Origin of the sequence: Sporosarcina sp. resist (genome assembly GCF_014302295.1) — a bacterium.
GTDB lineage: Bacteria > Bacillota > Bacilli > Bacillales_A > Planococcaceae > Sporosarcina > Sporosarcina psychrophila.
In genome coordinates, this window is the sequence record NZ_CP060287.1 from 3,862,688 (window position 1) to 3,876,583 (window position 13,896).

Below are 13,896 nucleotides of genomic sequence, written 5' to 3' on the forward strand. Positions count from 1 at the left end.
TAACAAATGAAGATATTGTATTGATTTCAATAACATATCACATCAAATGACCACCATTAACTCTAATTACTTCTCCTGTGATAAACGAAGACATCACAGGGGATAATAAATAGACAACACTCCAAGCAATCTCTTCAGGCTTTGCAAATCTACCAAGGGGAATAGCATTGTAGATTTTTTCGGCAACTTTTTCTGGTAACGTTTCCGTCATGGAGGTTTCTGTAAATCCAGGAGCAATAACATTTGAGCGAACATTATTTCGTGCGCCTTCTTTTGCTAAGCTTTTTGAAAGTCCAATTAGTCCGGCTTTACTTGCAGCATAGTTCACTTGCCCTATATTTCCATTTTCACCAACAATTGAGCTTACAAATACTATGGATCCTTCTTTTCTAATATAAAGGTTTTCAATAATTGGTCGCGTCGAATTATATGCCCCATTAAGGTTTACATCAATGACTTCGCTCCATTGATCTGACGTAGTTTTATGATAAAAGCCATCCCTAGTGATTCCTGCATTGCAAACCACCCCGTATATAGAACCCAATTCTGCTTCAATTTTTTTAAATGCCACTTCCATTTGTATATAAGATGTAACATCCGCTTTAACTTGAAAACTACTTGTGCTTCCTTCTCCATCTAAATTAATGTAAGCCACTTTTGCATCTAGTTTTTCTAACCGTTCAACAACAGCTCTACCTATCCCCCTATTTCCACCGGTGACCACTATCACTTTATCTTTTAGCCCAAACATCAAAACACATCCTTTTAACATAATAGATAATAATCACTTTCTTACTACCTGCCTCTCAGTCCCTTATCCTTAGCAATTTATTTTCCATTAACCTTTGAACAATAGGATACAGCTCTTTTACCGGAACACCAATTAGATTACTGATGTCAATTAAGTCATGCTCACCATCCGCATAGGCGATAAAGTTCATCATATCCCGAACTAATCGCCCCGATTCTTTCGTACTTAGCGTTGGATAAAGTCCCCGCTTTCCTAGTTGCGGCTCACCAAGACAAGTGACTTGATAACGTTCATTCTGTTCAATCAATTCAATGCAGTCCTTATAAACATCAAAGCAACCTTGAAGTCCTTTGGCTGTTACTAAATCCAAATTATCCAGTGACGTATGATACTCCGGATACTGACCGTATTTCGTACGCATGACACTGGCTACCGGTAAATCCGCTCCCGGGCTACAATATTGTCTTTCATCACTTCCACGGTCCAAAAACGAATACTGGACGAACTCCGGATGACTGTTTTTTAATACATTCAGTGCCGCTCGATCAGCGATACTATCCCCTAGCCGTGATGGCAAATATGAATACGCGCGTTCATCTCCAACACAAGAAATATTATAACCAGCTATTATATTTCGTTTCATTTCGTCAAGATTTCTACTTAAATATGGAATAGAACCAATTGTTTCAGGAATAAATACAATGCGATATGTATACTTTCTTTCCTTTTCCATCAACCATTTTGCCAAATGAACAGCCATAACTGGTCCTGATAATTCATTATTTGCCATTGATGGATGACAGACATACGTGGATAAAAATACTTCCTTATCTGTTTTTCCAGGAAGAATCAATTCACCATAAGTTAAATTCCCATCTATCAACTCGCTATCAATGACAACATGATATATCCCATCTTTCAGTTTCTTTAGCTCATTATGTGTCAGACAAAATCCCCAGCGTTCTTTATAATAAGATGTAATATATGGAATTGCATCTGGCTGAGTCTCCAACGAATATAAATGCTGTTGTAATTCTTCAAGCGATATCATTTTATTGACCGGTGTTGAATAACCGACAACATGAAGATTGTTTCTTTTAAAATCAATAATCTTTCGTCCATCAGCATCCATTATATAGGCATCTTTAATATTCCATTCTTTTGGCACAGTCCAATCGAACACTTCTGTCCCAGTCGGTACTTCATACAATTGAATCGAAATATGCTCTTTCAAAATATCAAATGTTTCTCTTACCCCGTCACCTGTGATACTGCGACAAATAGGAAATAATCTCTCCATAAGATCATACATTTTCTGCCCTTCATGTATTTCAGTCATTCGCTCCCCCCTATTCATTCAATAACATATAATTTTTTTGCTTCATTATGGATAATATCATATCTTATTAGTTCGTAGGACCTATTCAAATCTACGACTCGGCATTCAACATCATGTACAACTGATACAGTAGCCACACCCTTCCGATCTATCTCATCGCCCATATCATCAACCTTAGTCAACACACCTTTTTCAATATCACGTACATACATCGAATATGTGTCAATACGTGTCTCATCGTTTTCGTCAATGTACGTGCCGGTAAACTCTTTCATATAACGGTACGCCACTTGTTCCATTTCTTCAACATAATGAAAAAATGTAAATGAGTTCTGATAATCAACATCTATCATCACCATTTTTGCATCGTTCTTATGTAAATAAGCCAATGGTGAATCTGCACTGAATGCACTTTTATTATTCATAGATATGAGTCTTTCCTTATCTTTTCCCCATACTGCAAATGAATAAATAGGGTGTTTTGTACGGCTAAAATCATTTCTCTTAAGAGCTGCTTTGCTTAGTGCACCTGTTTTAGATACTGTATTGTTATAGTCAAATGCAATTCCACTACAAAAATCCCAATTATACGTTGGAAAAAGCAACGTGCCTTCTGCACCAATCTCTTCAATTAATTTGTCTATCAGTTTATCCAAATCCAGTTTCTCTCCAACTTTTCTTGCAGCTAACGCTAAGCCCTTCATAGCCGAGCCAATAAGAACGACATCGCCCTTTTGCAAATTAAAACTAGCAATCACTTTATCGTAATCCATCATAATAACCGCTCCCTATCAATTAGTTTTAATTTCGGAGTACTTTTGGGATTTCTATTAATCAATTGAATTATTCCTTTCAGGATGGTCGATTGTTTACTACACAAGTAGCACAATATTATCCAACCACTACCACCACATCACCATCCGTTATCCCCAGAAGCATCGGCAACGTCAAAGCCTGTTTATATTACTTCTCCGCCTTTGGACAAAGACCTCTTTCATAATCAAGCCTTTGATAATATGGGTGCAAATAAAAAGGAGTTTAGGGAACGTGTGCACCAATAATTCTTAATCAATTGGAATATATGCTATAAAGTAACTTTTGTCGAAAGTTACTTTATAGCATATATCTTTCCTAATCTTGTTTATCTGTCCCTAATAGGATTATTTTGTCTACGCCGAAATAAGCATACTTTACAGTCGAATATTATCTAAGTAGTGTATTAAGAAATATATTCCTTAGTTAGGTTTTTTGGCTCTTTACAATATGTACAAGCCACATAAATTCCGCCATCATCTAAAGCACCCTTTTATATTTCACTAGACTTATTTGTCAATTAACACAGTACGAAATTAACAAATAAATTTTGATATAAATGAACCGACTGGTAATACATTGCTGTAAAATAAAGGTCCAATCAAGTTCATTTAACGGTTGGGGGCTAGTATTAAGGAAGCTCGCGTAGCAGAATAACTTTCCTTTATACATAATTCCTTACTAGTGTCGCATTGATTAAAACAGCAAATTAAAATTCCACAAAATATTCAAAAATATAATGATCCTAAAAGAAAAAGTCCTTTATAATGGTAGGTACAGGTAGTTCCTGTCCAAATCCAATAAAAAGGACTCACGCCTGGACAAGAATACAATAAAAACTTCATTTGGTAAATGGGTTGGGCCAATTAATTTTGATAAACTAAGAAAATCTGCCGATTTACACAGACAAGGATCATTATACAAAAAAAATTACGACACAATCTTTAGTGCTGTTGATGCTTTATTCTCATTTGAGTGGGCAGGAAAGCCTTCACGCCATGGAGACTGCGCTTGCTGACGAGAACTTGCAAAATACTTTGGGCTTTTCTTCGATCAGTGTTTCTCAATTATCTAGAAAAAACAATGAAGTTGACCCAGCTATTCTCTCCAGTCTGTTTCTAGACCTTGTCGGCCAATTGAATGCACGTTATCAACTGCCAAAGACAAAAATGGTTTTGAAAGTTATTGATTCCACAACGATTCCATTGAACTTGAATCACTTTAAGTGGGCAGAGTTTCGAAAAACCAAGTCGGGTTATAAACTACATCTACGCCTCGTATTCAACGAAGATGGTTCACACCATCCCGATAAGGAGGTTATGACAAATGCCAAGGAACATGACCGTGGGCAACTTGAAGTTCTTGTCGATGATAAAGAAGCCATGTATGCCTTCGACCGTGGATATGTAGATTATAAACGCTTTGATACCTTCACAGATGAAGGCTTCTTTTTTGTTTGTAGACTCAGAAAAAATGCGATTATACGGGTCGTAGAAGCATTTACACTTCCGGAAGGAAGCCCTGTATTGGCCGACAAAATGGTATACATTGGATTGACGACGAATCGCACAGAGAACGTTTTTCGTATCATTGATATTATCGATAGCCGAGGAAAAGAGATGCGTTTAATCACGAATAGATTTGATCTTTCAGCGGATGATATCAGCGAAATCTATCGTTCACGTTGGGCAATTGAACTGTTTTTCAAATGGATTAAGCAGCACGTGAAGATTAAACATTTCTACGGTATGAGTGAAAATGCCGTGAAAAACCAGATTTATCTTGCGCTCATTACGTACTGCTTGACAGTTTTGGCTCAAAACGAAACGTTTAGTAAAAAGACGCTTCTTCAAATTAAACGATGGCTGAAAGCAACACTATGGAAAGAGGCACGGCATTGGATACGGCGTTTCGAGAACACCAACGTCCCGTAACCAATACTCTGTTTGCTTGACTCTTCTGCCTTTCTGTATAAACCACCAAATGGACAGCGTTACCTCTATTAAGGGATTTATCTTTTTCGCAAAAAAAGTATAAATTCACTGACTGAAATTTTAGTAATCATTTATGCAACACTAGTGATAATTCCTTTATACATAATTCATTTAAATAAAAAACCATTCATATTCATATCAACCTCTGATATGAAGACATTAATTACATAGTTTATTTTTATCGATTTTTCAATACTATATGAACTTCAGATGAAAATTCCGCTTTATCAAAACTTAGTTGGACATCATCGATTACAGATAAAAACTTTTCTTGGAAGTATTCAGAAGCCAATGAGTTCATTTTATTTTCATTCATTTTTAATAAACTAAATCTGAATAAATCCATCGCATCTATTCCAAAAAACCATTTCCCAATGATTTCAAAATTGAACTCTTTACAGAAATATTCGATAGACTCATTTGTATATAAATGTGTATGCCCTCCAGAAAGATGTCTATTAAAATATTTCTCATTTATTATTTCAAACAGAACTGAAAATGAAAAAAGGGGTAATGATAAATAGGTATACTTTATACTAGGATTCTTAGATATTGTATTTAATATTTCTCGTGGGTTCGTCAAATGCTCTAAAACACCTATCATCGATACTACTTCAGAATCCGTATTAGATATCCTATCTACTAAACCATCAATTTCAATTCTTCTCACCTTATTCTCTTGAAGCATTTCATTCGCAAAGCTTGACTGTGTGTCTGATACTTCATAACCCTGAACAGATTTAAATTCATGATTCATTAATGCTTTTATAAAGTAACCGGACCCAGCCCCAACATCTAAAACTGACATATCTATTGGACTTTTCTCTTCAATTAAACAGCTTAACAAAAATTCTGCCTTTGGGTCATATATTTTTTGAACTCTCTCATTCCATTTTTGTTCATCTTCAGCGGAATAGTTTTTCGAATAAGATGTTATTTCATCAACATAGACAGCCTTTGCAAAATCAGGAGTATCTTCAAATTCACCATTTAGATGATTACAGTTTTCACAAAGAAAGTAATTAATATCATGTTTTATAAAAAGAGAAGCATCCTTTAACTGTTCATGACAATTTTTACAATTTTCCCGTTTAGGCTGTTGACGGGCCACGTTTGCTAACAACAAGTTTTCTTTTAAAAAATCATCATTTTGATCAATAAAGTTTTGTTTTATTTCATGAATATCATGCAAAGACTTTCCATATCTTTTTATCATTTAACCAAGTCTCCTAATATGCTCAATTAGTATTACCTAAAAAAATCAAACCTACTTATACCTTTACTTCAGACATTTCTATTCAGCTTCCCATAGAACAACGAATCCACCCAACGTCCCCGTGTCCAAAGTGTCTCTTTAAACTGTCCCTCTTTTACAAATTGTAGTTCTTTGAAGAACTTAATTTTCTTTTCATCAATTGAATATATTTCAGCCCATAGTCGATGTAGATTCAATTCTTCAAACCCATACTTCTCCATCACCTTGGCTGCATCAATTGCATAAATACCATCTATATATAAATCATCTTTCCCTATATAAATAGAAAAATCAGCATTTCGATTAACCCAATCAATATAACAAAGACCACAAGCACCTATGAGTTCATTTGTTTTCAATTCAACAATAGCGAACATTTTTGTATTCGGATCATTTAATACAAACTTCTCATACCATTGAAGCTGATTGTCCGTTCCAAGTTCTCTATATTCCCTAAAAAAAAGACGAAACTCAGGTTTATTACGCCACTCTAACAATTTATTTAAATCCTTTTTTTCAATTGCTCGTAATCCAATATAATCCCCTTTAATCATTTGAGATCCCCCTTACAGAGCATGTCACCAGCTAATTTAGCCTCTTTCAATATCGAACCTACTACCAATTCTGCTTCATAAGGAAAATATCCATTTTCAAAAGCAGGACGCAAAAACTCTATGTCCTCTGACTTTAGTATTTGTCCTTTATTTAGGCTATTCTTCAAATAAACCCCTCTTCTTTGAACAATAACTGTTTCTATCTCATTTTGTTCAACTACTTTAACACCATCGCCGAGTGCAAATTCTAATTCCCTAGTTCTTTCCACCATTTCTCTCCAAGTAACCGGATTCATCGAAAATGGATGGTCTGGTCCTATACGATCATTATCGTCAGTGAAATGCTTTTCAATTACACGTGCACCTAAAGCAACCGAGCCTAAAACTGTTGCATGCCCAGGTGTATGATCAGATAATCCGAGTATCATATTCGGATACATTGTTGCATACGTCTTTAAAACGTTTAAATTAATATGCTTAAAGTTCTCTAAGCTACCTGTGTAGTTTGTATTGCATTGCATGAGTACAATTTGTTGATTATATTTTAGAATACTCTCCACTGCCCTTTTTACATCAGTAAAATCTGATGCACCAGTAGCAACCAATGTCGGCTTATTTTTCTTCGCAATAAATTCAATAAAATCGATCCACGTAATATCACCTGAACCAATTTTATAAGCTGGTAAATAGTTATTTATTTCATCAACTGCTTCAAAATCGTATGGTGTTGTAAAAAATTCAATTTCTGCTTTTTTGGCTTCTTCAATCAGTTCCAAATTCCAACTTCTGTTAAACTCATATTGTTTAAATACATCGTAAACACTTTTATCCCAGTTAGATTGATGGCTGCCTTGGCTATCCAATTGTCTAAACCCTAAATCACTCACAATTTTATCGGCTTTAAAGTGTTGAAATTTCACAGCATCTGCCCCAAATTCTTTTGAATGCCAAATTAACTCTTTTGCTTTTCCTAAATCTCCATCATGATTGGAAGCAATATCTGCAATAAAATAAGTAGGACTACTAATTGAAATTTTTCTCTTTCCGATATTTATTTCGCTATCGTATTTCATAAAATGCACCTTCTTCATATTTTTCAATCAATCTGTCCACTACTTGCTTGGTAATAGGAACTTCTTGATTCTTTAATATTCCCTTTAATTTAGTCGTATCTAAACCAAGGGATTCAGCCCTTTTAATTCCTTGAAACTGATTAGTCTTCCCCTTCAAAACATATTGCTCTTTCCCTAACTTCTTAGCAATTTCATAAATAAAGTCAAATTTTGATACAACATCTGCCGCAGCAACATTGATGACACCCGTAATTCTTTCATCAATGAGCCCTATTAATATGTCAGAGAAAGTTTCTACATCAATACTTGACGTATAAAAATCATCAAAACCAGTAATTTCTTCATGAGCCTGTAGTGAACTAACTGCCCATTCAATAAAAGTTGGTTCATTTTTTTTATTTCTAAAACCAACTATATTCGTCCTAATAACAAGTGACTTATTATTTGTTAGTGCAAAACATTCCCCCGCATATTTTGTTCTCGCATACTCATTCAATAATATAATCTTATCTCTCTCGTTGTGTAATTTTTTTCCGTCATTGGAATAGTAATGATCTGTAGATATTTGAACGAAGTAGCTATTTATTTCACGGCAAGCTAATCCGATTAGTCCAGGGATTCTTGCGTTTATTGCATACGCTTTGCCTGGATTCTCTTCGCATTCCTTTAAATTAATTAATGCGGCTGAATTGATAACAACATCCGGTCTTTCAGCTTTGATGATCCCAATCAGTTTGCCCTCATCAGCAAATAAATCAATTTGATACATGCTATTAGACCGAGCTACGGTTACAACTTCAATACCTCCTTCAATCATTTTTTTATATAATTGCTGACCTAGCATTCCAGTAGAACCGACCAATAATACTTTCATTGTCTATTCACCTAACTCTTTTTGTTCAATATGCCCATTAATAGCAACGAGTTTTGGATTTTCTTTTAATGTCTTTATTATTTCATCAAGATTAAACTCTTTATTTTCGGGATAAAGTTTTTCCAATATTATTGTAATCAATTCTAAGTCTTCTGCTGTATCTACAGTTAATCGGTAATTACTATTATCCTCTTCATCTATCAATTGCCCAATTGAATACTGATTTTTATTTAAATAAAAATACGGTGTTACATGCTCTCTTTCATAATCTTTTATACCATTATAGTAGGCCGATTCTAAAAGTTCAGATGAAAACACCTCTGTATCCATGCCTCTTGGAAAGGTTTTCAATTGCGTATTAGATACATAATCAAACTTCTGTTTTAGGTACATTTGAATAACCTGATCAATTACTTTTGGTTCAATTAGAGGACAATCGGATGTCAACCTTACGACAATATCTGTATTGTATTGCTTCGAAGCTTCATAATAACGTGACAATACATCTACCTCTGAACCGCGATAGATTGAAACCCCAAGTTTCTTGCATAGTTCAACAATAGCGTCATCACTTTCATTTAATGTTGTCGCTACAATAATTTCATCAATTAACTTTGAACAGGCAACACGCTCGAGCTGATATTCAAGAAGTGATTTATTCAACACTTTCTTCAATACTTTTCCCGGAAGGCGTGTAGAAGTCATCCTTGCTTGAATAATAGCTGTTACTTTCATTATAGTCAGCTTCCTTTATTAATTTCTAAAAAGGAATATAGGTAACCTATATTCCTTCCACCAAACTCCGTAACTCCTCTATCGTTAACCATTCCGTATTCGCATCACTCGTATACTTAAATCCTTCTGGAAGAGACTTACCACTTTCTACATATGCTTCCGACCACCAAGGAAACTCTGGTTGAATGACATAATATGTATCAAATTCTTTCGTATGCCGCGCATCATCTACCATAATCATCGCCTCATGCAACTTCTCTCCAGGACGAATACCGACAATTTCAATCTCACATTCCGGAGCAATTGCTTTTGCAAGATCCATCACATTCATACTTGGTATTTTAGGAACGAAAACCTCGCCGCCACGCATTCTTTCAAGGTTATCAATAACAAACTGAACACCATGTTCAAGCGTAATCCAAAAACGAGTCATACGTTCGTCGGTTATTGGTACCCGTCCTGTTTCTTTCACTTTTTTAAAGAACGGCACAACGCTACCGCGGCTTCCAACTACATTGCCATATCGGACAACTGAAAATCGGGTTGGTTTTTCACCAACGTATGAGTTTGCAGCGACAAATAGTTTGTCTGATACTAGCTTAGTTGCACCGTATAGGTTAACCGGACTCGCTGCCTTATCCGTACTAAGGGCAATCACTTTTTCAACACCACGGTCTATAGCGGCTTCAATAATATTCTGAGCACCATTAATATTCGTTTTCACCGCTTCAAACGGGTTGTATTCACATGCACCTACATGTTTCATCGCGGCTGCATGGATGACGATATCTACACCATCAAATGCACGATATAGGCGGTCTTTATCTCGGACATCACCAATGAAGAAACGCATTCTAGCATCGGTAAATTCTTGTGCCATTTCATACTGTTTCAATTCATCACGGCTGAAGACAATCACTTTTTTCACATCGTCTTGTAGTATTCGTTTGATAAATTTCTTGCCGAATGAGCCTGTACCGCCAGTTACTAGTACTGTCTTACCTTTTAACATGATTTCCCCCCACGCTTCTTCTGATTTTTTTATTCAATTTCCACTTTCATTTCTTCTATTCGCTCTATCATTTCTTCAAAATAAGGTCGAACAAATTCAAGTTGTTTAAAGACAGATATTAGAAATGAAGTAAATGCATGAACTATGACTTTTGCCTTTTTCAACCCATCTTTTTCAAAACGAACACGTTGACTTTCTTCGGACAGAATACCATATTGCACTCTTACCATCGGCTCCAAGAAATTTTTATAGAAACTATTCTGTTTCAGTTTATCGAATTCTCTATCAAACTCTGTAAAGTGATTTTCCATATTCTTTGATTGACGCAGCTGAATGGCGGTATTAATTCGCTTTAATTGATTAAATGAATTTTCCCAAACCCCTCTACACTCTTTCTCGGAAAGTGAAATCATTCGTAATTTATTTCTAGTAACTTCAATATCATAGCCATTTGATTTATCAACCCATCCCTGATATACAACCTTGGATGTAAACTTATTTGAAATTAATTCACCCATAGGGATAAATTTAGTCCCTTCAATATGTGCACCGCCAATTGTTGTATTAATAACTTCTCTTCCAATTGCCACTCCAATATGAAGTTCTAATTGCTGACGCATTCTGTTATAGCTATCATTCGTTTGTATGCCATTACCATATACATCTTTTACTGTAAGAGTTTCTTTTTTTTCATCTTCACTCAATTCATTCTCAACAAAGTCATAGTCGATTCCTGCTGCATACCGCTTATTATCTTGAAACCCTAAGTTTTGTCCTACTAATACTATTGGATTAAACTGCAACTTATTAAGCAATTGGAATGTAACTACGGCTATTGAAGGTGCATCCATTACTATGCCAATTGCTTGTTTAGTATCAAGTAATTGTGGAGCAATCGTATCTTGGCTAGTAATCATATGAAGCATTTTTCCAGGGTAATCTTCCAATGTCTCAAACCCTACGGAACTTCCAAATACAAGGGGTATTTCCGTGATTTTTTCGTCTTTTATTCGCTGTATAACTAATTGGTTACGTTCCGTTGGGTCATACGTACAAGCCGCATCTGGATAAATCCCATGCTCAATCAGCGCATTAATCGCCGATCCAACTGAGAAGATATAAGCAAGCCCATTGTCTTTTATGTATCGTAAATGCTCGAATTCTAGATTTAACGAAGGCCCGGCTGCAACTATGATTGCTGGTTTTCCTTCGAAAGCAGTTTTATCGATGTCATGTAAAATATTCGGTGATTTTAAGACTGTTGGAAAGTTTTTGATTGAATTAATTGTCCAACGTTCTTGGAAAGTGTAATTTGTTGCAAGTGAATATCTTTTACCTTTAAGTGTTTCAAGCGTTTCCTTCATAACAGTGCCAATTTGAGCGCCGTATATTCTTTCATATATTGGCAGTGTAATGATCTGGAGTATTCCATTAGACGATTGTAGAAGCTGTTGCATCTTATATGTGATATTATCAGTATCAGTTCCTGTGAATATCTGTGCTAAGTTTTGAGCCGGCAATGCGTCAAGTTTTTCGTGTTTTAAGTAAGTAAATAACACCTCTTCATCCGGTTCATAAATTGAGAACTTGGTATTAGGATGTACCGCCATGAACTTCTTAATATGATAACCAAGCCCCGCTCCAACGAAAAGGACATGCTTATACGTCCCGTTTTCGAATTTTCTAACGAAGCGCTCTGCATCTTTTTCTGGATCATATTTACTGTGAACATATTGCGTTCTGCCTTCAACGGCTATTTTTAGTGTCGGAACCCCAGTTTTCGCTGGTTCCACAATGACGTTACCAGTCGGGTAACTGTTCTCTATTGTGGTTAGTGTATTTAAGAGATCACGGTCTTTCATTCGGAGAATGTTCCTGTTGTCAACTAAGATCATGGCGAGTCCCCACCATATCAATAGATTCTCCAATGATTGTTTCCAGTTTTTTGAATATCGGGATCAGTTCATATTGAATAATGTCCGCAATGAGGATGTTGTCACTATTTTCCACGGCTACACCGAGTTGAGCAATTTGTGTTTGTAATGTTTGCATAAGTTCTTCATACACTTCCCCATTTGGCGGACGTTCGCTACTAACCGCAATAAGTGTCAACATTTCATCAAGCCACTGGAGTCCATCCATTAGTTGACTAAAGCTAGTATGGGTTTCAGCTGTAGGGTTAGAATAAAATCCATCTGTAAGTGCAGCCAACTCTGGTTTCGCACGTTTCAAATAATCCTCTGCCGAAAGAAAAATGTCATTCATGAACTCTTTCTCAGTCTTTGCAATGATTTCTATTTTTTCAATTCGATCAAGATTAACGTTTAAATATGCTTCATGATCTTCATAAATTTCTGTTCCATCTGCAATGAAATGGCTAAAGTAATAATTTCGGTCAAGTAAGTCATTGATTTTTGTAAATACTTCGTCTGAAGATGGAATTTCACTAAATTCTATTTGCTGCTCTTGAAATACTAGTTCCACAGCCACATTCCTCCAATAATCTATTTGAGTTAATTATATCATGTTCATACTCTTTATATCGGTTAGTAAATAGGTTATTCAAATGGGATTCCGTATTTGTTTGTTGGTTTAATACGAATGGATATTCGTAACGCTAGGAGATAGTGAATGGTAATTTCCTTCACGTTTTGCCTCAATGGCTGCATGAATCGATGATAAAAAAATGATTACTAAACCAAGCGATTCAATAAATCGTAAAACAAACAACAATCTACTTAAGAGATCATATTATCAAACACTTAATGTGAATTTGGCTTTAAGTAAGTGAGATGACGGATTTGGCTATGTTTTAAAAACGACAATCGTAGAAGAAATTTTTAATTTTCTACATGTGATTCGACCTGTTATTCTTACATGCCGTCCATGTTTTATAAGAATCAATGGAATTACCGCTTTCCAATAGAGCTAATCAAATACTCATCAAAATATCCAGAATACGAAGTAATAACAAGTTCTTTTGAACGGAGTAAGGGATATTTAGATGATGAAATTGAATTGCTTATTAAACACGAATAATTAGAATACACAGTTTATATTGCCGTTAGTTTATTGAATAGAAGTTATTGGTCTATCGTTTATAAGTGGAGTGAAATTCGGAAAGAATCAGTTAAATTTATCGCATAATAAAAACACGGCCGCTTTCGCGGACCGTGTTTTCGTTATTATACAATTAACGAAGGAGTTGTAAAACACCTTGTGGTTGTTGGTTGGCTTGCTTTGCCGCTATGTCTTTCGATCATAGAATAGACTATATCTTCACCCTCAAGTTGCCTTGTAGGGGCTGGGCGCTTCGGGCGATGTTGTCTGCCCTACGGATTTCATCGTCATGACGTTATGCGTTAGACGGTATATCCTAGTCGTTGAACGTTCTCCAGGGTTTCCCCACAGGAGCTTCGCTGCTGATTATCCAATTCCACTTTTTTTCAGCCATTCACGTTTGCCGTTTCCAGCTGCGTTGTAGGAAAGTGAACTT

The 13,896-nt window shown here is 35.7% G+C and carries 11 protein-coding genes and 1 pseudogene; 1 reads left to right on the top strand and 11 read right to left on the bottom strand.

Going from position 1 to position 13,896, the window contains the following annotated elements; genetic code table 11:
• Positions 1 to 37: 37 nt before the first annotated feature.
• Genes H7992_RS18835 through H7992_RS18845 form a run of 3 tightly spaced genes read right to left on the bottom strand, consistent with a single transcriptional unit; the run spans position 38 to position 2,866 of the window.
• Complete coding sequence (locus tag H7992_RS18835) at positions 38 to 751, bottom strand: SDR family oxidoreductase (RefSeq protein ID WP_222617988.1); 714 nt, start codon at positions 749 to 751, stop codon at positions 38 to 40.
• A 55-nt stretch (positions 752 to 806) separates the two neighbouring features.
• Entirely contained in the window at positions 807 to 2,090 is a 1,284-nt protein-coding gene (locus tag H7992_RS18840; protein ID WP_187045566.1) for a DUF4910 domain-containing protein, read from the bottom strand.
• 14 nt (positions 2,091 to 2,104) lie between these two features.
• Positions 2,105 to 2,866, bottom strand: a complete 762-nt coding sequence (locus H7992_RS18845) for an AAC(3) family N-acetyltransferase (protein ID WP_187045567.1) — start codon at positions 2,864 to 2,866, stop codon at positions 2,105 to 2,107.
• An 854-nt stretch (positions 2,867 to 3,720) separates the two neighbouring features.
• On the opposite strand from H7992_RS18845, the pseudogene H7992_RS18850 reads away from it, so the two are divergent.
• A pseudogene (locus tag H7992_RS18850) lies at positions 3,721 to 4,837 on the top strand (IS4 family transposase).
• A 238-nt stretch (positions 4,838 to 5,075) separates the two neighbouring features.
• Here H7992_RS18850 and H7992_RS18855 read toward each other — a convergent pair.
• From H7992_RS18855 to H7992_RS18890, 8 genes are all read right to left on the bottom strand, one after another.
• The gene (locus H7992_RS18855) at positions 5,076 to 6,113 is read right to left on the bottom strand and encodes a class I SAM-dependent methyltransferase (protein ID WP_187045568.1); all 1,038 of its coding nucleotides are present in this window, start codon (positions 6,111 to 6,113) and stop codon (positions 5,076 to 5,078) included.
• 68 nt (positions 6,114 to 6,181) lie between these two features.
• Positions 6,182 to 6,706, bottom strand: coding sequence for a GNAT family N-acetyltransferase (locus tag H7992_RS18860; RefSeq protein WP_187045569.1), 525 nt, complete (start codon positions 6,704 to 6,706; stop codon positions 6,182 to 6,184).
• Positions 6,703 to 7,779: an N-acetylneuraminate synthase family protein gene (locus H7992_RS18865; protein WP_187045570.1), complete on the bottom strand. Its 1,077-nt coding sequence runs from the start codon at positions 7,777 to 7,779 to the stop codon at positions 6,703 to 6,705. Before H7992_RS18865 ends, H7992_RS18860 begins: the two co-directional genes overlap by 4 nt.
• Complete coding sequence (locus H7992_RS18870; protein ID WP_187045571.1) at positions 7,766 to 8,653, bottom strand: SDR family oxidoreductase; 888 nt, start codon at positions 8,651 to 8,653, stop codon at positions 7,766 to 7,768. Before H7992_RS18870 ends, H7992_RS18865 begins: the two co-directional genes overlap by 14 nt.
• Positions 8,654 to 8,656: 3 nt before the next feature.
• Positions 8,657 to 9,388, bottom strand: a complete 732-nt coding sequence (locus tag H7992_RS18875) for a cytidylyltransferase domain-containing protein (protein ID WP_187045572.1) — start codon at positions 9,386 to 9,388, stop codon at positions 8,657 to 8,659.
• 46 nt (positions 9,389 to 9,434) lie between these two features.
• The gene (gene pseB / locus H7992_RS18880; RefSeq protein WP_187045573.1) at positions 9,435 to 10,400 is read right to left on the bottom strand and encodes a UDP-N-acetylglucosamine 4,6-dehydratase (inverting); all 966 of its coding nucleotides are present in this window, start codon (positions 10,398 to 10,400) and stop codon (positions 9,435 to 9,437) included.
• Positions 10,401 to 10,429: 29 nt separating this feature from the next.
• Positions 10,430 to 12,262 carry a motility associated factor glycosyltransferase family protein gene (locus tag H7992_RS18885; protein WP_187045574.1) on the bottom strand — a complete coding sequence of 611 codons (1,833 nt, stop codon included), beginning with the start codon at positions 12,260 to 12,262 and terminating at the stop codon, positions 10,430 to 10,432.
• Between the two features lie 19 nt (positions 12,263 to 12,281).
• Positions 12,282 to 12,884, bottom strand: a complete 603-nt coding sequence (locus tag H7992_RS18890) for a DUF8042 domain-containing protein (protein ID WP_187045575.1) — start codon at positions 12,882 to 12,884, stop codon at positions 12,282 to 12,284.
• Positions 12,885 to 13,896 lie beyond the last annotated feature (1,012 nt).